This is a genomic window from Brevibacterium yomogidense, from assembly GCF_016107685.1.
GTDB classification, from domain to species: Bacteria; Actinomycetota; Actinomycetes; order Actinomycetales; family Brevibacteriaceae; genus Brevibacterium; species Brevibacterium yomogidense.
On sequence record NZ_JABASY010000005.1, the window covers coordinates 141731 to 163251 of the forward strand.

17 protein-coding genes are annotated in these 21521 nt (G+C 69.4%); 14 read left to right on the forward strand and 3 right to left on the reverse strand.

All coding sequences use genetic code 11. The features are described from left to right. Window positions 1-116 precede the first annotated feature (116 nt). From JFC09_RS12910 to JFC09_RS12925, 4 genes are all read left to right on the forward strand, one after another. A complete protein-coding gene (locus tag JFC09_RS12910) occupies window positions 117-1727 on the forward strand; it encodes a carboxyl transferase domain-containing protein (RefSeq protein ID WP_198394441.1) in 1611 nt (536 codons plus the stop codon). 5 nt (window positions 1728-1732) lie between these two features. After that, on the forward strand, window positions 1733-3739 hold the full coding sequence (locus JFC09_RS12915) for an acetyl/propionyl/methylcrotonyl-CoA carboxylase subunit alpha (RefSeq protein WP_198394442.1): 2007 nt from the start codon (window positions 1733-1735) through the stop codon (window positions 3737-3739). 2 nt (window positions 3740-3741) lie between these two features. Next, window positions 3742-4917 carry an acyl-CoA dehydrogenase family protein gene (locus JFC09_RS12920; RefSeq protein WP_198394443.1) on the forward strand — a complete coding sequence of 392 codons (1176 nt, stop codon included), beginning with the start codon at window positions 3742-3744 and terminating at the stop codon, window positions 4915-4917. Between the two features lie 176 nt (window positions 4918-5093). Next, entirely contained in the window at window positions 5094-6680 is a 1587-nt protein-coding gene (locus JFC09_RS12925; RefSeq protein WP_198394444.1) for a phospholipase D-like domain-containing protein, read from the forward strand. Window positions 6681-6778: 98 nt separating this feature from the next. Here JFC09_RS12925 and JFC09_RS12930 read toward each other — a convergent pair whose 3' ends face one another. Next, on the reverse strand, window positions 6779-7621 hold the full coding sequence (locus JFC09_RS12930; protein WP_198394445.1) for an IclR family transcriptional regulator: 843 nt from the start codon (window positions 7619-7621) through the stop codon (window positions 6779-6781). Between the two features lie 412 nt (window positions 7622-8033). Here JFC09_RS12930 and JFC09_RS12935 point away from each other — a divergent pair, with 412 nt between their 5' ends. The 3 genes from JFC09_RS12935 (at window position 8034) to JFC09_RS12945 (ending at window position 11116) form a co-directional block, all read left to right on the forward strand. Further along, on the forward strand, window positions 8034-9470 hold the full coding sequence (locus JFC09_RS12935) for an MFS transporter (RefSeq protein WP_198394446.1): 1437 nt from the start codon (window positions 8034-8036) through the stop codon (window positions 9468-9470). After that, complete coding sequence (locus JFC09_RS12940) at window positions 9467-10348, forward strand: shikimate dehydrogenase (protein WP_198394447.1); 882 nt, start codon at window positions 9467-9469, stop codon at window positions 10346-10348. The genes JFC09_RS12935 and JFC09_RS12940 overlap by 4 nt, the downstream gene beginning before the upstream one ends. Window positions 10349-10645: 297 nt before the next feature. Then, the gene (locus JFC09_RS12945; RefSeq protein ID WP_198394556.1) at window positions 10646-11116 is read left to right on the forward strand and encodes a MaoC family dehydratase; all 471 of its coding nucleotides are present in this window, start codon (window positions 10646-10648) and stop codon (window positions 11114-11116) included. Between the two features lie 75 nt (window positions 11117-11191). Here JFC09_RS12945 and JFC09_RS12950 read toward each other — a convergent pair whose 3' ends face one another. After that, the gene (locus JFC09_RS12950) at window positions 11192-11338 is read right to left on the reverse strand and encodes a hypothetical protein (protein ID WP_198394448.1); all 147 of its coding nucleotides are present in this window, start codon (window positions 11336-11338) and stop codon (window positions 11192-11194) included. Here JFC09_RS12950 and JFC09_RS12955 point away from each other — a divergent pair. Next, a complete protein-coding gene (locus JFC09_RS12955) occupies window positions 11337-12191 on the forward strand; it encodes an HpcH/HpaI aldolase/citrate lyase family protein (RefSeq protein ID WP_198394449.1) in 855 nt (284 codons plus the stop codon). The two genes, JFC09_RS12950 and JFC09_RS12955, sit on opposite strands and share 2 nt — an antisense overlap. Window positions 12192-12208: 17 nt before the next feature. On the opposite strand, the gene JFC09_RS12960 is transcribed toward JFC09_RS12955, so the two are convergent. After that, entirely contained in the window at window positions 12209-12934 is a 726-nt protein-coding gene (locus tag JFC09_RS12960; RefSeq protein WP_198394450.1) for an NADPH-dependent FMN reductase, read from the reverse strand. A gap of 139 nt (window positions 12935-13073) precedes the next feature. Here JFC09_RS12960 and JFC09_RS12965 point away from each other — a divergent pair, with 139 nt between their 5' ends. The 6 genes from JFC09_RS12965 to JFC09_RS12990 all read left to right on the forward strand — a co-directional run bounded on the left by JFC09_RS12965 (window position 13074) and on the right by JFC09_RS12990 (window position 21473). Beyond that, window positions 13074-13823 carry a peptide deformylase gene (locus tag JFC09_RS12965; protein ID WP_198394451.1) on the forward strand — a complete coding sequence of 250 codons (750 nt, stop codon included), beginning with the start codon at window positions 13074-13076 and terminating at the stop codon, window positions 13821-13823. Window positions 13824-13890: 67 nt separating this feature from the next. Next, a complete protein-coding gene (gene msrA / locus JFC09_RS12970) occupies window positions 13891-14412 on the forward strand; it encodes a peptide-methionine (S)-S-oxide reductase MsrA (protein WP_198394452.1) in 522 nt (173 codons plus the stop codon). 95 nt (window positions 14413-14507) lie between these two features. Then, window positions 14508-15050 carry a nitroreductase family protein gene (locus JFC09_RS12975; RefSeq protein ID WP_198394557.1) on the forward strand — a complete coding sequence of 181 codons (543 nt, stop codon included), beginning with the start codon at window positions 14508-14510 and terminating at the stop codon, window positions 15048-15050. Beyond that, window positions 15047-16447, forward strand: a complete 1401-nt coding sequence (locus JFC09_RS12980; protein WP_198394453.1) for an MFS transporter — start codon at window positions 15047-15049, stop codon at window positions 16445-16447. The genes JFC09_RS12975 and JFC09_RS12980 overlap by 4 nt, the downstream gene beginning before the upstream one ends. Window positions 16448-16925: 478 nt before the next feature. Beyond that, complete coding sequence (locus JFC09_RS12985; protein WP_198394454.1) at window positions 16926-17651, forward strand: hypothetical protein; 726 nt, start codon at window positions 16926-16928, stop codon at window positions 17649-17651. Window positions 17652-17795: 144 nt separating this feature from the next. Beyond that, on the forward strand, window positions 17796-21473 hold the full coding sequence (locus tag JFC09_RS12990) for an efflux RND transporter permease subunit (protein ID WP_198394455.1): 3678 nt from the start codon (window positions 17796-17798) through the stop codon (window positions 21471-21473). The last annotated feature ends 48 nt before the right edge of the window (window positions 21474-21521 follow it).

Below are 21521 nucleotides of genomic sequence, written 5' to 3' on the forward strand. Positions count from 1 at the left end.
CCGGGCTATCATCACATCAGTTAATCATTGTTAACTGAGTGTGTCGACGTCGCCGCCATAGCGCCCCGTGCGCCTCACGTGTGTCCGTCGCACATGACGATCCTGGAGGAGACCCCATGCGAACCATCGGCTCGCCGGTCGACCCGCAGTCCTCACCCCACGCGCAGGCACACGCGACTCTGCTCCACGAACTCCGTGAACGCACAGCCGCCACCGCCCGCGGGGGTTCCGAGGCCTCGCGGCAGAGACATCTGGACCGCGGCAAGCTGCTGCCGCGCGACCGTGTGGAGCGGCTGCTGGACCCCGGCAGCCCGTTCCTCGAGTTCTCCGCGCTCGCGGCGAACGGCATGTACGACGACGCCTCGCCGGGCGCCGGCATCATCACCGGTATGGGCCTGGTGTCGGGAAGGCTCTGCGTCATCGTCGCGAACGACGCGACGGTCAAGGGCGGCACGTACTACCCGGTGACGGTGAAGAAGCACCTGCGGGCCCAGGAGATCGCGCAGCAGAACAATCTGCCGTGCCTCTACCTCGTGGACTCCGGCGGCGCGAACCTCCCCAACCAGGACGACGTGTTCCCCGACCGCGACCACTTCGGCCGCATCTTCTACAACCAGGCGACGCTGTCCGCCGCGGGCATCCCGCAGCTGGCCGCCGTCATGGGCTCCTGCACCGCAGGCGGGGCGTACGTGCCTGCGATGGCGGACGAATCCGTCATCGTCAACGAGCAGGGCACGATCTTCCTGGGCGGACCGCCGCTCGTGAAGGCTGCGACGGGTGAGGTCGTCACGGCGGAGGAGCTGGGCGGAGGCGCCCTCCACTCCCGCACCTCCGGGGTGACGGATCATCTGGCGGCGAACGACGACCACGCGCTGGAGATCCTCCGCGACATCGTCGAGACCTTCGGCCCCCTCGACGCCCCGGCGTGGGACCGCACCGCACCGCAGGCCCCGGCGCACAGCCCGGAGGAGATCACCGCGGTCGTCCCTGTCGACTCGAAGGTGCCCTACGACGTCCGCGAGGTGATCGCCCGCATCGTCGACGGTTCCGAGTTCCACGAGTTCAAGGCGGAGTACGGCACCACCCTCGTCACCGGGTTCGCCCGGATCGACGGGCACCCCGTGGGCATCATCGCGAACAACGGCATCCTGTTCGGCGAATCCGCGATGAAGGGCGCGCACTTCATCGAGCTGTGCGACCAGCGCTCCACCCCGCTCATCTTCCTCCAGAACATCTCCGGCTTCATGGTGGGCCGGTCGTACGAGGCCGGTGGCATCGCGAAGCACGGCGCGAAGATGGTGAATGCGGTCGCGACCGCGCGGGTGCCGAAGTTCACCGTCGTCATCGGCGGCAGCTTCGGTGCGGGCAACTACTCGATGTGCGGACGGGCCTACTCGCCCCGCTTCCTGTGGATGTGGCCGAACGCGCGCATCTCCGTCATGGGCGGCGAGCAGGCCGCGAGCGTGCTCGCCACCGTCAAGCGCGACCAGATCGAAGGCCGCGGCGAAGAGTGGTCGGCAGACGACGAAGAGGCCTTCAAGGATCCCATCCGCGAGCAGTACGAGGACCAGGGCAACCCCTACTACTCGACCGCCCGCCTGTGGGACGACGGCATCATCGACCCGGCGGACACCCGCCGCGTGCTCGCGCTGGCACTCGAAGCGGCACGGTATTCCCCCCTCGAACGTCCGCTGGCCGCTTCCGGCTACGGCGTCTTCAGGATGTGAGGCACATGTTCACGAGGATCCTCATCGCCAACCGCGGCGAGATCGCGCTGCGCGTCATCCGGACCTGCCGGAGGATGGGCATCGAGACCGTCGCCGTCTACTCCGACGCGGACGCCGAGGCCGCACACACGAAGGCCGCGGACCTCGCCTACCGGTTGGGGCCCGCGCCTGCGAACCAGTCCTACCTCGACATCGACCGTGTCGTGGCCGCGGTGCACGCGACGGGTGCGCAGGCCGTGCACCCGGGCTACGGCTTCCTGTCGGAGAACGCCGCGTTCGCGCGTCGTCTCGAGGAGGAGGGCATCGTCTTCCTGGGGCCCACCGCCTCGTCCATCGACGTGATGGGAGACAAGATCTCCGCGAAGCAGGCCGTGGCGGCTCGCGACGTCCCGCTGGTCCCCGGTGTCGCGGAACCCGGCCTCACGGACGAGCAGCTCATCGCACGCGCCGGCGAGGTGGGCTTCCCCGTCCTCGTCAAGCCGTCTGCGGGCGGTGGCGGCAAGGGCATGCGCGAGGTCCACGACCCAGCGGACCTCGAGGAGGCGCTTGCCTCTGCCCGGCGTGAGGCTGCCAGCAGCTTCGGGGACGACACGCTCTTCCTCGAACGGCTGGTGCTGCGGCCCCGTCACATCGAGGTGCAGGTGCTCGCGGACTCCCACGGGAACGTCATCCACCTGGGGGAGCGGGAGTGCTCGCTGCAGCGCCGCCACCAGAAGGTCATCGAGGAGGCGCCCAGCGCGCTGCTGGACAAGACGACCCGCGCCCGCATCGGGCAGGCTGCCGTGGACACCGCGAAGTCCGTCGACTACCGGGGCGCCGGCACGGTCGAGTTCATCGTGTCCGCGGACAGCCCGGACGAGTTCTTCTTCATGGAGATGAACACCCGCCTCCAGGTGGAGCACCCGGTGACGGAGCAGATCACCGGAGTCGACCTCGTCGAATGGCAGCTGCGGATCGGGGCCGACCAGCAGCTGGCGCTGTCGCAGGACGACATCACGCTCACCGGCCATTCGATCGAGGCGCGCATCTACGCGGAGGACCCCGCACGCGGGTTCCTCCCCACTGGCGGCACCGCGCTGGACGTCGCGTTCCCCGCGGGTGTGGGCATCCGCGTGGACGCCGGCCTGGAGCCGGGCCAGCGGATCGTGAGCGACTACGACCCGATGATCGCGAAGCTCATCGTCACCGGTGAGGACCGTGCCGAGGCGGTGGCGCGCATGCGCACCGCGCTCGCGCAGTCAGCGGTCCCGGGCATCGTCACGAACATCGGCTTCCTCCAGACGCTCATGGGCCTCGACGAGGTCATCGCCGGTGACCTCCACACGGGGATCATCGACGCGCTGAGCGAGGACGACCTCGCGGAGCCGCTGGACCCTGCCGCGCTGCAGTTCGCAGCGTCCGCCGTCACCGCCGCCGAGGCTGCCAAGGCCACTGCTGGCCGCCCACCGGCCGATCCGGCCGGGCTGTGGGAGGACGGCAGCGGGTGGCGCAGCCTCACACCCGCCCGCAGCACGGTTCCCCTCGTCCACCGGGGCGAGCACGTCGACGTGGACTTCGGGCACCCGCCGGTGGCCGACCTCGGCGACGGGGTCCTGCGGCTCACGCTGGACGGTGAGCAGGTCACGGGACGGGTGTGGGCCTCGGCGGACGGACGCACCCTCTGGGTGCGCACGCGGGACGGGCTCGCGCAGTTCACCCGACCCCACGCGGAGACCGCGATCGGGGCGGCCGCGGCCGGTGCGGATGTCCTGGCACCCATGCCGGGATCCGTCATCGACCTGCGCGTGGAGGACGGGGACACGGTGACGACCGGGCAGCCGGTGGTCGTCGTCGAGGCGATGAAGATGGAGCACGTCCTCACCGCACCCGCCGACGGCATCGTGCAGCTGAAGACCGTCACGGGGGCGCAGGTGGCGCTCGACGAGGTGCTCGCGATCGTCCTCGACCCCGAGCAGACGGACGATCCTGCCCAGACGACCGACCAGGCCCACACCGACGACAACGAGGAGTGATCATGACTGCAGTCTTCGTTCCGGGCATGCTCCCGGACGAGTACGAGACCCTGCGGCGGACCGTCGCGAAATTCACGGACGACGAGGTCGCGCCGGTGAGTGCGGAACTCGACGCGAAGCACGAGTTCCCGTACGAGCTGGTGCGCCGGATGGGCGACATGGGCCTGTTCGGCCTGCCGTTCCCGGAGGAGTACGGCGGCATGGACGGCGACTACTTCGCCCTCTGCCTGGCGCTCGAGGAGATCGCGCGGGAGAACCAGTCGCTCGCGATGACGCTGGAGGCCGGCGTGTCGCTGGGCGCCATGCCGATCTACCGGTTCGGCACCGACGCCCAGAAGCAGGAGCTGCTGCCCCAGGTGATCGACGGGCGCGGGCTCGCGGCGTTCGGCCTCACGGAGGCGGAGGCGGGCTCCGACGCCGGCGGCACGAAGACGAAGGCCGTCCTGGACGGAGGCGAATGGGTGGTGAACGGGTCGAAGTCGTTCATCACGAACTCCGGCACGGACATCACGAAGTTCGTCACCGCGACCGCCGTGACGGGGACGCGGACCGGCAGGGACGGCACCCAGAAGCCGGAGATCTCCACGATCATCGTCCCCAACGGGACTCCCGGGTTCACGCCTGAACCGGCGTACGACAAGGTCGGCTGGAACTCCTCCGACACCCACCCGCTCACCTTCGAGGACGTGCGCGTGCCGGAGGAGAACCTGCTGGGCGAGCGGGGCCGCGGGTACGCGAACTTCCTGCGGATCCTCGACGAGGGCCGCATCGCGATCGCCGCGGTGTCCGTGGGCGCGGCGCAGGGCTGCGTCGACGCGAGCGTGCAGTACGCGAAGGAGCGGACGACGTTCGGCAAACCGATCGGCGAGTACCAGGGGATCAGCTTCAAGATCGCACGGATGGAGGCGCGCGTGCAGACCGCACGGGCTGCCTACTACGCCGCGGCGTCCAAGATGGAGTCGGGCCTGCCCTTCAAGAAGGAGGCGGCCATCGCGAAGATGGTGGCGTCCGAGGCGGCCATGGACAACGCACGCGACGCCACCCAGGTGCACGGCGGCTACGGGTTCATGAACGAATACCTCGTCGCCCGTCACTACCGCGACTCGAAGATCCTCGAGATCGGCGAGGGGACCACGGAGGTCCAGCTCATGCTCATCGCCCGCGACCTGGGGCTGTGAGGCTGCACCTGCGCTGACGGTGCTCCGCGGGACGCGGGGCGCTGGAACGGAGCTCTCAACTACTCTAACAATTTTAGAGTAGTCGAGAGCTCCGTCCGTCTCCGTGAGTACGGAAGGCCCATCTCATCTCCTCCCTTCCGGAACTCCGGGCGTGTGCTCCTGCGTAGTCTTGTTCCATGGGGGCACTCGAACTTCGCGAATGGGACTGGGCACAGATCGTGTCGGCCACGATCATCGTCTTCGACTACACGATCAAGATCATCGCGATCGGCGTCGTCCCGGAGAACCGGCGTCCGTCCTCCTCGAGTGCCTGGCTGCTGCTGATCCTGTTCCTGCCGGTCGTGGGCATCCCGCTGTTCCTCATGCTGGGCAGTCCGTACATCACGGGCCGGCGGGAAGCGATCCAGACGGAGGCGAACACCCTTCTGGAGCAGGGGACCGCAGGCATCCCCGATTGGCCGGACGCGATCAGCGTTCCCCGTGACTTCGGCGGGCTCGTCACACTCAACCGGAACCTCACGTACCTGCCGATGGTGACCGGCACCGACCACGGCGTGCGCACGGACTACGCGGAGAACATCCGCCTCATGGCGGAAGCGATCGACGAGGCGGAGGCCTACGTCGACGTGTGCATGTACATCATGACTGCGGATGCGGCGACGGAGCCGTTCCTCGCAGCGCTCGAACGTGCGGCGTCGCGCGGGGTGAAGATCCGGGTCCTGTTCGACCACCTGGGGTCTCGCAAGTACAAGGGGTTCCGCCCGCTCAAGCGGCGACTCGCCGCGGCGGGCATCGACTGGGCGCTCATGCTCCCGTTCGAACCGCTCCGCGGTCGGGTGCGCAGGATCGACCTCCGCAACCACCGGAAGCACGTCATCATCGACGGGGTCCGCGCGTTCATGGGGTCGATGAACATGATCGAGTCCTCCTACGGGAACGCGAAGAACGCGCAGATCGGCAGGCACTGGCACGACATCATGGTCGAACTCACCGGGCCCGTCGTGGCGTCGCTGGAAGCGGTCTTCGCCACCGACTGGTACTCGGAGACCGGTGAGGACCTCACCATCCGCGCCTACGACTCGGACGAGCGCCTCAGAGAACGGGAGGACGCGATCGGCGGTCGCCTCACCACCGGTCTCGGAGCGTCGGCAGCGCTCGCCCGCGCCGTCGGGTCCGACTCGTCCGTCACGTCGGTGCGCGCGGATTCCGAGGTCAATGCGGTGCAGGTGGTGCCGTCCGGTCCGGGTTTCCGCACCCACCCGAACCTCCGACTCTTCGTCTCCCTCGTCTACCTCGCCCAGGAGCGGCTGCGGATCGTGAGCCCGTACTTCGTGCCGGACGAATCGATGCTCGCCGCGATCGTCACGGCCGCACACCGCGGGGTGGAGATCGAGCTGTACGTGAGCGAGCAGGCCGACCAGTTCATGGTCGACCACGCCCAGAGCTCGTACTACGAGGCGCTGCTGGAGGCAGGGGTCCGCATCTACCTCTACCCCGCACCCAAGGTGCTCCACACGAAGTGCTTCACGGTCGACGACCTCTGCTCCGTCATGGGGTCGTCGAACATGGACATGCGGTCGTTCGGCCTCAACTACGAAGTGAGCCTGCTGACGTACGGCGGTGACATCACGGAGACCCTCCACGCGATCATGGACGACTACCGTGCCGTGAGCTCCGAGCTCACCGCGGAGAAGTGGGGGAAGCGCTCGTGGGGGCGCCGCTGGCTCGATTCCGCGATGCGGCTCACCTCCGCCCTGCAGTGAGTCCCGCCGCTGCGGGCGTGCAGTGAACCCACCTGCTGCGGGTGCCGCGGCGGCCGGTGCGCGAAGGTCTCAGGGATGCGAAGGTCTCAGAGTGCGTGTCACGGGTGGGGCAGGAGGACGGCGAGCCTGGCCGCAGCATCCTGCATCGTCGGCACATGGCTCACCAGCGCATCGCGGTCCGCGCGGAACAGCGGAGCGGCGAGCGCGAGTGAGGCGAGCGTGATCCCCGACTGCGTGGTGACGGGCACCGCGATCGCATTCATGCCGAGGTCGTGCTCCTCCCGCTGGTAGACCCACCCCTGCGACGCGGCCTCATCGAGCTGGGCGTTGAGCGCTTCCGCGTCGGCGAGGGAGTGCGGTGTGCGGGCGGTGAGGTCGAGTGACTCGAGCAGCGCCCTCCGCTGTGCGGGATCCATCTGCGCGAGGAGGATCTTCCCGATCGCGCTCGTGTGGAGGGGGCCCCGGTCGCCCGGGTCAGTGGTCGTGCGGAACTGGGGTCCGTCGACGGTGTGCATCGTGACCGTGTGGGCTCCGTCGCGGACGGCCACGAGGCTCGATTCCCCCGTGCGCCGTGTCAGCTCGGACAGGACTGGGAGCGCGGACCCGGCGAAGCCGCGGGCATGGGCGACCCGCTGGCCCAGTTCGAAGACCGCGAGGCCCAGCGCATAGCGCTTCCCGGCCGGGTCGTACGTGACGAAGCCGGTGTCGACCAGGGTGCCCAGCAGGCGATACGTCGTGGAGAAGGGGTGCCCCACGGCCCGCGCGACGTCTCCCGCAGTTGCGCCATCGGGGAAGTCGCCCAAGGTCGTGAGGACTCCCAGGCCCTTTGCGACGGTTCCGCCCTTGGCTGTCGTTCCGCGCGCGGCAGTGCGCTCGCCGGGGTTCGTGCCCCCGCGCTGCGGGTTGGACCCGCTCGACGACTCGTCCGTCTCCTCCGCCATGCGTCCCCCTGTGGAGTCGTGCCCCTGTGCGTGCGTTGGTCTGGCTGTTCGCCCGTGATGGCCAGCCGTGACTACTCGATCGTATCCATGGCCTCGAAGGTTTCGCCGACGAGGGCATTGACAGGCGGGTGTGCGGTGCGCCACGATAGTTCTCACTATTAGACAGCAATTGCCACATAGTGGCAATTAGTGAATGAAGGGCCACACGTGCAGACCCAGGACATCGTCGTCTTCGGTGCAGGACTCATCTCAGACGCTCTCCCGTCGGACTCCTCTGTCTCCTCTGTGCGCACACAGGGGCGGGCCGGGTGCTGGTCGGTGATCCGCTGCGCCTCGTCACCGCACACCCTCGAAGCAGTCCCCTGAATCCGGGCTCGAAAGAGCATTCCCCTCGTCCCCTCAGACTCCGGCGATGAAGCCCCCGACCGAAAGAGCTCCCGTGACTTCCACCCCTGCGCCACCGCTTCCCGATCCCCTCAAGCGCACCCCGCGCCGCGCGGCCATCGCCGCCTGGGTCGGCTCCGCGCTCGAATACTACGATTTCGCCGTGTACGGCACCGCCGCCGCGCTCGTGCTCAACAAGCTCTTCTTCCCGGCCGATGCGCCGCCTGCGGTCTCCGTGCTCTTCGCCATGGGGACCGTGGGCGTCGCGTACGTCGTCAGACCCCTGGGCGCGCTCGTGATGGGCCCCCTCGCGGACAGGCTGGGGAGGCGGTTCGTCCTCATGCTCACGCTCTTCCTCATCGGGGCGGCGACCTTCTCGATCGGCTGCCTGCCGACCTACGAGCAGGCCGGGTACCTCGCCCCCACGCTCCTCGTGCTCTGCCGGATGGTCCAGGGGCTGTCCGCGGCGGGTGAGCAGGCTTCCGCGATCTCGATGTCACTCGAACACGCGGACGAGGGCAACAGGGGCTTCATCGCCTCCTGGACGCTGCAGGGCACGCAGTTCGGGACACTGCTCGCGACGATCGTCTTCATCCCGATCGTGAGGTTCCTCCCGGAGCCGTCGCTTGATTCATGGGGGTGGCGCGTCCCGTTCTGGATGTCCGCCTTCGTCGTCGTCACCGCCTACGTCATCCGGCGCAAACTCGAGGAGCCGCCCGGGTTCGAGGAGATGAAGAACTCCGGCGTCACGATGACACCACTCGTCCAGACGCTGCGGTTCCACAAGGCCGCGGTCGCCCGTGTCGCCGTCGCTTCCATGATCAACACGGTCAATATGGTCTTCACCGTCTTCTCCGTGTCCTTCGCGACCAACGGGGTCGGACTGGATCGATCGACGATGCTGTGGGTGCCCGTTCTCGTCAACGTCGTCGCACTCGGTGCCATCCCCGTGGCGGCGAGGATCGCGGACAAGGTGGGCCGGAAGCCGGTCTTCGTCGTCGGCACTCTGGGGCCGGCCATCGTCATGTACCCGTACCTGTGGGCCATCACGACGGGCAATTGGCCGCTCATCTTCGTGCTGGGCATCCTCATGTCCGGACTGCTGTACTCCGCGGCCAACGCGATCTGGCCCGCCTTCTACGCGGAGATGTTCCCGACGCGGGTCCGTGCCACGGGGCTGGCGCTCGGCACGCAGATCGGTTTCGCGCTGTCCGGTGGGTTCGCGCCCGCAGCGGCCACGCTGCTGTCCGGGGACGACCTCAACGGCTGGTTCGGGCCGGCGGCCTTCGTCTCCGCCGTGTGCCTGCTGTCGTTGTTCGCCGCCCTCACGGCGAAGGAGACCGCGCCCTACACGCTCGATCAGATCGACGACCTCCAGGTCTCTCCGCAGGAGGCCGAGGCGCTGCGTGAGAGTGCCGCGCGCGCCACGTCCACCGTCACCCCTGCGACGGGGGATCGTGCATGAGCGCGTGCTCCCACCTCATGGCACTGATCGGGGAGGGTGTGCGCCCGTCACTCACCCCGCCGATGCATGAAGCCGAAGGTGCGGCGCAGGGGATCCCCCTCGTCTACCGCCCCTTCGACCTCACAGAGGTGGGCCGGGACGCGGAGTCGGTGGGGGACCTCTTGCGGGAAGGGGTGCAGTGGGGCTTCGACGCCTTCAACGTCACGCACCCCTGCAAGCGGATGGTCCTCGATCACCTCGACGAGGTGGACCCCGTGGCATCGCGCCTGGGATCGGTGAACACCGTGCTCGTCCGCGACGGGGCCCTCATCGGCCACAACACGGACCGGTCGGGATTCGCCTCCGGGCTGCGCTACTGCCTGCCCTCCGTGGACCTCACCCATGTGGTCCAGCTGGGGGCGGGCGGGGCGGGGGCCGCGGTCGCCGATGCACTCGTGGGGCTGGGTGCTGAGCGGATCACGATCGTCGACCCGGACCTCGGGCGGGCCCGGGCAGTGGCAGCACAGGTGCGCACGGGGAACCCCGTGGACACAGCCGTGCCCGATGACGCGCCGGTCGCAGTGGCCGGCGCCTCGGGGCTCGTGAACACGAGTCCGATCGGCATGTTCACGCACCCGGGAACGCCCATCCCGGTGGCCGCCCTCCATCCCGGCCTGTGGGTCGCCGACATCGTCTACCGCCCCGTGCGGACCGCCCTGCTGGACGCGGCGCGCGCCCGTGGCTGCGCGGTCATGGAAGGGGGCCACATGGCGGTCGGGCAGGCCGCCGACACGTTCGAGCTCGTCACCGGCCGCCGCGCGGACCGTGCGCGCATGCGAGCCCACTTCGACGCTCTCGTCGCCAAGGAGTCGGACCGAGGTCCTGCCGCGTCCGCATGACGAGTTCGCGTGTCCGGTTCGCGTGACGCGCTCGCGTGACGCGCTCGCATGACCGGTTCGCATGGCGAGTTCGCACGACTCAGTGGTGGGGCACGACCGTGTCCGAGCAGCGCTGAGTGGCGGAGGAGGGCGTGCTGATCGCGTGTGCTGTGCCGATAGTCTGGTGTGCGGCAGACCACAGAGATGAGGGAGGGACCTGCAGTGACCCAGCAGAGCACGGGCAGCGGTGCGGGAGACACGGACCGGACGGCACGCGACGGGACGGCAACGGGCGGCGATGGGTCCGACGGCGCCGTCATCGAGCAGCGCGGGCTGTGGTTCGATGAGTTCGAGGTGGGTGCGACGTACAAGCACGCGCCGGGACGCACGATCACGGAAGCGGACAACACGTGGTTCACGGCGGTGACGATGAATGCGCAGGCCCTGCACCTGGACGCGCACTTCGCGGAATCCGAGCCGTTCGGTGAGCGGCTCGTCAATTCCATGTTCACGCTGGCGACTCTGGTGGGCCTGTCGGTCGCGCAGCTGACACAGGGAACGATCGTCGGGAACCTGGGCTTCTCCGAGGTCTCGTTCCCCAAGCCGGTGTTCCACGGTGACACCCTCTACGCGGAGACGAAGATCCTCGACAAGCGCCTGTCCCGCTCCCGTCCGGGCGAGGGCATCATCAGCCTCGAGCACATCGGCCGCAACCAGCACGGCGACGTCGTCGCGAAAGCCGTCCGCAAGACGATGGTCTTCACGCAGGACCACGCGCAGAAGGGCTGAGCCGCAGCCTCACCTACGTCCGCGTACAGGACTTTTCGCCACCTACGTCCGCGTACAGGACACGTGAACAAGGATTCACCTGTCCAGAACGCGGACGTAGGCGTTCGTGGGTGGGGTGGTGGGTGTCGAGCCGCCGTCCGGTGTGCGGTCGGTCACTGTCGTGACAGCGCCAGCGGATACGATGGAGGAGACGACGTAGGCCCCCGACCTGAAGGTGATCATGAGCTTCGACATCCGCCCCGCCTGGCTGTTCGTCCCCGGTGACCGACCGGATCGGTTCGGAAAGGCCGCAGAGCGCTCCGACATCGTCATCGTCGACCTCGAGGACGCTGTCTCCGCCGGTGACAAGGCCACTGCACGGCAAGCCGTCCGCGACGCGGCGAAGGGGAGCAGCGACTCCACCGCACTGTCGCCGCAGCGCACCGTCATCCGGGTGAACGCTGTCGACACGGACCACTTCGCCGCTGATGTCGAACTGCTGAAGGAGCTGCCGTTCGAGATGGTCATGCTGCCGAAGGCGGAATCGGCCGAAGACGCGGGACGCATCGCCGTCGCCCTGCCGGGCAAGAGCATCATCGCCCTCATCGAGACCCCCGCCGGCGCCGTGAACGCTGCGGAGATCGCCGAGGCTCCGAACGTCCACGGCCTCATGTGGGGGTCGGAGGACCTCATAGCCGCGATGGGCGGAGGCTCGTCGCGCGGTGAGGACGGCACGTACCGGGCCGTGGCGATGCACGTGCGCTCGCAGACGCTGCTGGCGGCGAAGGCGCACGGCAAGTGGGCGCTCGATTCGATCTGGACCGCGATCGACGATGTCGACGGTCTGGCTGCTGAAGCGCTCGACGCGGTGGAGAGCGGGTTCGACGCGAAGGTGTCGATCCACCCCAAGCACGTCCCCGTCGTCCGCAAGGCCTTCGCACCCACGGAGAAGCAGACCACGTGGGCTGCTGCCGTCCTCGACGCGGCGAAGGGCCAGAAGGGCGCGTTCACCTTCGAGGGCTCCATGATCGACGCGCCGCTGCTGGCACACGCACGGTCGATCCAGGCGCGTGCCGCGGCGGTGCGCGAAGCCTGAGCGCCTGAACCTCGGTCTCAGCGCGCCGCTGCGCGAGCGCTCGCCCGCTGTGCGACCCAGCCCCACGCGGTGAGGAGTTCGGCGGTGGACGCGGCGACGACCTCGGCGGCGTCGAGGAGCGTGCGGTCCTCGCCGTAATGCCGACTGCGCACACGGATCGCGGGGTCGACGTCCGCGAGGTCGACCAGCAGCTGAGTGAGGACGGTCCGCAGCTGCGCGGCGGAGCTCACGCCGCCGGCACCTCCGTAGCTCACGATCGTACCGGGCAGATCGGCCCATTCGTCCTTGAGGAAGTCGATCGCGTTCTTGAGCGGGGCGGGGTAGCCGCCGTTGTACTCGGCGGTGACGAAGACGACCCCGTCGAGCGCGCTGATGGTCTGCGACCAGGCCTGCGAATGGGAGAGCGAGCGCTGACCCGTGGAAGGGGGAGTGGGCTCGTCGAGGAACGGCAGATTGATGTCGCGCAGGTCCAGGATCCTGGGCGCGACCGGCACACCTGAGAACACGGCGAGGTCCACGACAGCGTCCGCGATCTGCCGGCCGATGCGCACCGGTCTTGTCGAGGCGACGACGACACCCACGCGGGGCCGGTCGTCGGGCGTGGGTCCGGCGGGGTCGGAAGTCGCGGTGGGTGGGCGCGTCGTGTCGGTCACGGAGGTGCCCGCTTCGGAGACGACCGGTGCGAAACGGCTTTTCGCGGACGCGTCCGCCTCAGCGCTGTGTGTCGACGTGAGTGAGCTCATGCTCCGAGCGTAGGGACCCGCGCTCCGCGCACCGGACGGCGGCGACACAGACCGACACGGGGACACGGTCCGGCGAGCGTCGGTGAGAATGGCGGGAGGACACGTGACGGCCACGTGGAAGGACGACAGGAGTACGGGCATGACGGAACCGGGTGGCGAGAACGCCGCGACCGGCAACACCGCGACTGGAAGCACCGCGACCGGAAGCACTGCGACCGGGGACACCGCGATCCGCGACGCGGTCCGGCGGCTGCTCGACCTCGCGCAGCAGACGGGCGGTGTGCTGCCGATCGTGGAGGCGGGCGACCCGGTGCTGCGGATGACCACTGCGCGCGTCGACGGGCAGCTGGCCGACGACGAGCTCCGCGCGTTCGCCGACGCGATGCTGCGGACGATGCGGGCCGCCCCCGGCGTGGGGCTCGCCGCTCCGCAGGTGGGTGTGCCGCTGCGCATGTTCGTCGCCGAGGACCCGGTCCCGGCCCAGCCCGACGCGGAGACCGCCGTGCGTCTGGCCGCGCGTCGCCGCGTCGCCTTCGGCCCCCGCACCGTGCTCAACGCGGGCTATGCGGCGACGACGGACCGGACCGCGTCGTTCTACGAGGGCTGCCTGTCCGTGCCCGGCTACCAGGCGGTCGTCGACCGGCCGCTCACGATCCACCTCACCGGTGCAGACCTGGACGGGCAGGCGATCGACGAGGAGCTCGCGGGGTGGCCCGCACGGATCACCGCCCACGAAGCGGACCACCTCGACGGGATCCTCTACCTCGACACGGCGCAGATGCGGTCGCTCGCGACGGACGAGGCGGTCGCGCGGTGGTGGGGACGTGCCGACACCCGTGACGCCGCCGCGGCACTGGGCTTCGAGGTGCCGTCGACCAGCGTGTTCTGACGGCGAAGGAACACCCAGTCCGCGAGCGTCCTGGAATAAAACCCGCCCCGCACATGTCTGGTGTGACATGCAGACTCTCACCCTGGGCGCCGGATGCTTCTGGTGCCTCGACGCCGTCTACCAGCGCACCCACGGGGTCTCCTCCGTGGTGAGCGGCTACACCGGAGGAACGGTCGACCACCCCACGTACGAAGAGGTGTGCGCCGGCACGACCGGGCACGCGGAGGCTCTGCAGGTGACGTTCGATCCGGAGGTCGTCCCGGAGAGCGTCATCCTGGGCCTCTTCTTCACCGGCCACGACTCCACGAGCCTCAACCGGCAGGGCAACGACGTGGGCACCCAGTACCGTTCGTCGATGTTCTACCGGGACGCGGAGGAGAAGGCGCGGTTCGCGGACGCCATCGCGCAGGTGCAGGCGCAGATCGACCGGCCCGTCGTCACGGCCCTCGAACCGCTGGGGACGTTCTGGGAGGCGGAGCCCGTCCACCAGGACTTCTACACGAAGTACCCGACGAACGGGTACTGCCGCTTCATCGTCGAGCCCAAGCTCGCGACCGCCCGCGCCCACTTCCACGAGTGGGTCGCGTGACGGCACGCGCTGAGAACGCACCAGTGCGGCCGCGTCGCCGCACGGTCGTCAACTCCCCCAGTGTGTCCGCCTACCGGTCACCCGCCCTCGCCGCGATGGCGCGTCGCCGGTCCGTCTCGAAGGTCGGGTCGAAGGCGCCCGACGACCGGGAGCTGCTGAGCCTCCTGCACTCCGTCGTGACGGTCGCGGACCACGAGGCGCTGCGCCCGTGGCGGCTCCTCACCCTGCGCGGTGACGACCGTCTGCGCTTGGGCGAGGCGCTGGACGCTGCGGCCGGCACCTCTCGTGCCGACGGGGAAACCAACCCGAAGCCCCTGCGGGCGGAGCTCCTCATCGCGGTCGTCGCCGCCCAGATCGACCACCCGAAGGTGCCGCACTGGGAGCAGGTGGCGACCGCGGCGGGTGCCGCACACCTCCTGTCGCTCGCACTGTCCGAGGCCGGCTGGGGTGTCATGTGGCGCTCCGGCGTCCACACGAACGCGGAACCGGTCCGCGCGGTCCACGGGGTCGGCGACGACGAGCTGCTCATGGGGTGGCTGTACGTGGGTGACGTGGACCCGTCGTTCGCACGCCGGTCCGCTGTGTCGTCACGGCCCGTCCCTGACCCGGCCGTCTTCCTGGGTGCGATGCCCCGATGAGCCGACCTCCGGCCGCGGGATCCCGCACGAACCGCGCGGCCAAGAAACTGCCACCGCTGCCGGCGGACATCTGGGTGCTGGTGTCCGCCGCTTTCATCGTCGCGATCGGCTACGGCATCATCGCGCCGATCCTGCCGCAGTTCGCCGCGAGCTTCGATCTGGGAGTGACGGCGGCGAGCGTCGTCGTGAGCTCGTTCGCGCTGTTCCGCCTCCTCTTCGCACCCGCCGGCGGTCGGCTGGTCGACCGGTTGGGGGAGCGCCGCGTGTATGTCGTGGGCCTCCTCATCGTCGCCGCGTCGACGTACGCGGTCGCCGCGGCGCAGACGTACTGGCAGCTGCTGCTGTTCCGCGGGCTGGGAGGCATCGGTTCGACGATGTTCACGGTGTCCGCGATGGCGCTCATCATCCGGCTCGCCCCGCCGGAGTCCCGCGGGCGGGCCACCGGCGCGTACGCGTCGAGCTTCCTGTTCGGCAACATCCTGGGCCCGGTGGTGGGCGGTCTGCTCGCCGGGCTGGGCATGCGCATCCCGTTCGTCATCTACGCGACCGGCCTGCTGCTGGCCGCCGCGGTCGTCTGGTTCCGGTTGGAGAGGCAGCCGCAGCTCGATGCCCACGGCCCCGCTGTGGTCGGGAACGACTCCGCGCCCGAGGTGGAGGGCACGGACCAGCCGACCGGCACCTCGGCGACGGGACCCGCAGGATCCGCCACGGCCGAGGACCACGGGTCTCCCTCCGCAGAGGGCGAGGGATCACCCGCGGCACGGGACCGTGTCGAGCCCGCACAGACCGCGGGAGTCCTGCCGCGGATGCGGTTCCGCGACGCGTGGCAGGACTCCGCCTACCGGGCGTCGCTGGGATCCGGCGTCGCCGTGGGGTGGGCTGCGATGGGTGCCCGGATCGCGCTGTACCCGCTGTTCGTCGTTGCGGTGCTGGGTGCCGACGAACGCGTGTCCGGCATCGCGCTGAGTGTCTTCGCGGTCGGCATGGCCGTGTCCGTCGCCATCGCAGGAAGGCTCACGGACACGTGGGGGCGCAGACCCTTCATCCTCACGGGCCTCGCTCTGCTGGGGCTCGCGACGATCGCGGTCGGATTCTCCGGCACCATCTGGCTGTTCTTCGCCCTCACGCTGCTCGCAGGACTGGGCGGCGGACTCGTGAACCCGGCGGTACAGGCATCGGTGGGCGACGTGATCGGGCAGGAACGACGCGGCGGCACCGTGCTGTCGCGGTTCCAGATGGCGATGGACGTGGGCGCGATCGCGGGCCCGGTGGTATCCGGCATGCTCGTCGACACACTCGGCTACGACTGGGCGTTCGCGGTGACCGGAGCCGTCGTCGTGCTCGCGTGGATCGTGTGGCTGCGCGGACGGGAGACGCTGCCCAGCCGCCAGGCGTGAGTCGGAACTGCCACACGGACACGCGGCGCCCCGGGAGCGGGTGCGACAGAATGAGTCCATGACCGGACAGCACCACGGCTCAGGCGACGGACGCCACCACCGGGCACGACCCCTGCACCCACCACCGGGCCCGCCGCCACCGCCACAGGGCCCGCCCCCACCGCCGCAGGGCCCGCCGCCCGCAGCACAGGGACCGCCACCCTGGCCGCAGGGGCGTCCGCATCAGGGGCCTCCGCCCTCGGCGCAGGGGCGTCCGCGTCCGCCGTATGTGCAGCCGCCCCCACCACAGGTGCAGCCGCTGCAGCAGAATCCGCCTGCGCCTCGGACACCCCCGCCCGGCCCACCGTCGTCGGAAGCCACTCACGCCCCGCAGCGGATCCCTGCCCCGCAGCCCACCGCTGCGGAGCTGGAAGCGGAGCGTGCAGCGCAGAAGGAAGAGACGGAGCGACTCTACGAGCAGATTCGGAAAGAAGCGGAGGTGCCCTCGTGGAGAGGCGACATCCTCCGCGCTCTGGGGTGCGCCGTGTTCTGCGTCGTGCTCGTCTGGCCTCTGATCCTGCTGGTCCGCTGGAGGCTCCTGCACTATGACAACCTCGAGATCATCGAGGACACGGACATCTGGGCAGCTATCCTCGCGAGCCTGATCTCCCTCATGCTCCCGTTCCTCCTCCTCGCCCCCAAGCGGCCGGATCTGGGCTTCCGCTACAGCAGCGTCCCCTTCCTCCCGCAGATCGTCGTGGTGGGTGGTGCCGTCCACACCGTCAGCATGCTCGTGTGGCCGTGGCTGGTGGGAGCCGACCTGGTGCCCGGCACGGTGCTCGCGGAACTCGCCTCCGATCCAGTCGCACTGGTCACTGCAGCAGCGCTCGTCTTCACGTGGTCGTGCGTCTTCCTCCTGCTGCTCGTCGTGATACTCCTGGCCTCCGAACGGATGAAGTGGATCACGGGAGTGATCCTCCTCATCCCGTTCCTGGGTGCGATTTTTGGCGCGGGCCTCACCGCCGTGCGGACGTTCGACAACCCGCCGTCGATCACCGCGTGCCTGGTGTGGGTCCTGCTGGGCATCGTCGCACTCGTCCTCCTCACGGGGATGGACCTTCTGCGCACCCACCTCCACCGGAGGGCGCAGCGTCGCGAGTCCCGGTGGCAGGCGGCGCTGCCCTACCGCCCCAGTCTGGAGGAACTCGGCTGGAAGCCGCGCTGAGGCGGCACCGGCGGAAACCCGGAAGGAGGGGTGGGGCTGACCCGATACCATGCACGCCCCGGCTCCCCGTAGGATTGCTCCTGTCCATGTGGACGTCCTGTTCCGGCAGGACGTCCTGACTCGTCGTCGCCCGTAAGGACATCCGTGCTCTCCCTCACCCGCCTGAGTCTGCGCAATCGCGCGCTCATCGCCCTCGTCACGATCTGTGCCGCCGTCTTCGGGGTGATCGGGACATCGGCGCTCAAGCAGGAGCTGTTCCCGCCGCTCGAACTGCCCCAGGCGTTCGTCACCGCCCAGTACGAGGGTGCGTCGCCGGAAGCGGTCGAACGTGAGGTGACGACACCGCTGGAAGAGGCCCTCACCGGCGTCGAGGCGGTGGAGAGCCTCCAGTCGACCTCCTCGTCCGGCTCGTCCCAGGTGATCGTCGAAACGGACTACGGGACGGACTCCGACGAAGTCGTCCGCTCCCTCCAGCGGGCGGTCTCCCAGGTCGAATCGCAGCTGCCCGACGGAGTCGAGCCGTCCGTCATGGCGGGTGGCCTCGCCGACTTCCCGATCGTCATGCTGTCCGTGAGCGGACCGGACGACGTCAACCAGCTGGCGGCGGACCTCGAGGACGTCGCGATCCCGGAGCTCAACGACATCGAAGGGGTGCGCAGCGCCACCGTCACCGGCGACCGCCCGCTGCAGGTGAACATCACGGTGCGCGAGGACGACCTCGAGGACGAGGGCGTCACCATCGACGCGCTCGCCGGCCTCCTCCAGGCGAACGGCGTGCCCTCGTCCCCGGGCCAGCTCCAGACGGACGACGGGTCGGCACCCGTCGAGGTGGGCAGTCGCCTCACATCCGTGGAACAGATCCGTGACCTGGTCGTCGGAGGCTCCGACGGGCCGGTCCCCGTGAGTGACGTCGCGGACGTCGACCTCGTCGAAGCGCCCGTGTCCTCGATCTCCCGCACCAACGGCGACGACTCGCTCATGCTGCAGATCATGAAGACCCCGGACGGCAACACCGTCGAGGTCTCCCAGGGGGTTGAGGCGGCGCTCAAGGACATCCAGGAGACGATGGGCGACGACGTCGAGTTCGTCACGCTCTTCGACCAGGCGCCGTTCATCGAGCAGTCGATCGAGGACCTGCTCGTGGAGGGACTGCTGGGCCTGGGCTTCGCGGTGCTCGTCATCCTCGTGTTCCTGCTGAGCGTGCGCGCGACGATCATCACCGCGATCTCCATCCCGGCTTCCCTCCTCATCACCCTCATCGGGCTGTGGGTGTCCGGGTACACGCTCAACATGCTCACGCTTGCGGCGCTCACGATCAGTATCGGCCGCGTGGTCGATGACTCCATCGTCGTGGTGGAGGCGATCCGACGACGGCACTCCCTGGGCGGGGACAAGGCGGACAACATCCGGGCGGCCGTGGGCGAGGTCGCGACTGCGATCACTGCGTCGACGCTCGTGACGGTGGCCGTGTTCCTCCCGGTCGCGTTCGTGGGCGGGCAGACGGGTGAGCTGTTCCGGCCGTTCGCGCTCACCGCTTCGCTGGCGCTGCTCGCGTCCCTCTTCGTGGCGCTCACGATCGTCCCGGTGCTCGCCTACTGGTTCCTGTCGCGGCGCGGCAAGGAGGCGAAGCTCACCCGTGAGCAGAAGCGCGAGTGGAAGGCGGACCGCCGCCAGATGGTCGTCCAGTGGCGGAAGGAGCGGAAGGAGGCGGCGAAGCGACCCGTCGACGTCGCGAACCCGTCGGGCCGCCGGTCCACCTCGGAGATCCCCGTCGTCGGTGCGTACGGCGACCACGAGCCGGCCGGCGCGCAGACGATCGATGAGATGGCCGCGATGCGTCAGCCCGTCACCCGTCTGCAGAAGACGTACGTCCCCGTCGTCAACTGGACGATCCGGCACCCCGCCGTCGTCCTCATCGTCGCGGTGGTGGTCTTCGCGGGCACGCTTGCGATGACCCCGCTCCTGAAGACGGAGCTCATGGGCGACACGGGGGAGCCGGTCGTCCAGGTCTCCCAGGAGTTCGAAGCCGGTTCCGACCTCGACGAGGCTTCGGAGCAGGCCCGGCGCGTCGAGGACATCCTCGCGGAGAAGGACGAGGTCGCCTCGTCGCTCGTGAGTGTGAGCGGTGGCGGTGACGAGTTCTCGATGGGCGGGTCCGGGGGCATCTCCGGCCAGTACATCGTGAACCTGGAGGAGGGCGCGGACGCCGAGGCGTTCGGGACCGACCTGCAGGAGGAGCTGGACCAGCTCGAGGACGCCGGCACGATCGAGGTGCTCACCGCCTCGTCGATGGGCGGCAGCTCGACGATCGACATCCAGCTCACCGGAAACGACAGCGGGCAACTGGAAGAGGCAGCCGCAGGGCTGCGCGACGAGCTCGCGCAGGTCGACGGCATCCAGTCCGCGACCGACGACACGGTCGCGGCCCAGCCGGTCGTCGAAGTGGCGATCGACCATGAGGAGGCCGCCGAATACGGTCTGTCGGAGCAGAGCATCGGCCAGGTCGTGTCGCGTGCGATGCGCGGCCAGCAGCTGGGCCAGCTCGTCATCGACGATGTGGGCCGCAGCGTCCTGCTCTTCCACGGGGAGATCGACAGCGTCGAGGACCTGCGCGGCTTCGAGTTCGAGGCGACCCCCGTGTCGTCAGGCTCGGACGACGCGGGTGCGGGCGGGGCAATGGATCCTGGTGCGGACCCGGACGCGGATTCCGGTGCGGGGATGCCGGGGATGCCCGACGGCATGGCGCCGGCGGCTCCCGAACCGGAGACGATCGAGCTCGACGACGTCGCGGACATCACGGAGGAGACGACCGCACCGACGATCACCCGTGTCGACGGCCTGCGCGCCGTCACCGTGTCGGCCACCCCGTCCGGCGACGACCTGGGCCTCGTGGGGACCAACGTGCAGACCGCGGTCGACGAGTACACGCTGCCGGACGGTGTCCGTGCGGACGTGGGCGGCGCGACGGCGGAGATGGACGAGGCGTTCACCCAGATGGGCATCGCGATGCTCGTGGCGATCCTCCTGGTGTTCATCATCATGGTCGCGACGTTCCGCTCGCTCATCCAGCCGTTCATCCTGCTGGTGTCGATCCCGTTCGCGGCGACCGGCTCCATCGGGCTGCTGCTCCTCACGGACACGGCCCTGGGGCTCACGGCGCTCATCGGCATGCTCATGCTCATCGGTGTGGTCGTGACGAACGCGATCGTCCTCATCGACCTCATCAACCAGTTCCGGGAGCGGGGAGCGGACCTGCGCACCGCGATCGTGCAGGGTGCGCGCCTGCGCTACCGGCCGATCCTCATGACGGCGGCTGCGACGATCTTCGCGCTCGTCCCGATGGCGCTGGGTCTCACGGGCGGCGGTCTCTTCGTGTCGCAGTCGCTCGCGATCGTCGTGATCGGCGGTCTGGTGAGCTCGACGATCCTCACTCTCATCCTCGTCCCGGTCCTCTACGCACTGGTGGAGGGCTTCAAGGAGCGGAAGACGGAGAAGCAGCAGATCCGCGACCTCACCCGCGACCGGACGGCTGCCGCACCGCAGGAGAGCGAGACACCGGTGCCCGCCGTTGCCGAGGTCCCCGCCCGGTCCGAGGGCGTCGCTCCGGAAGAGGCGGTTCCGTCCGACACCGCGGCACTGCCCGACGACGCACCTGCGGCTGCGGATCCTGACCGCTCCGGCAGGACGTTCCCGGATACCGCGGACACGGCCGACACCACGGACACCACGGACACCACGGACACGGCCGACACCACGGGGTCCCATACCGACCCGGCCGACACGGAGACGGAGCCGGAGGCGCGGGAGGACGAGGACCGCTGACCGGAGCACCGCACCCGCGGGCGCCTGAGCCCGCACCGACGATCACCG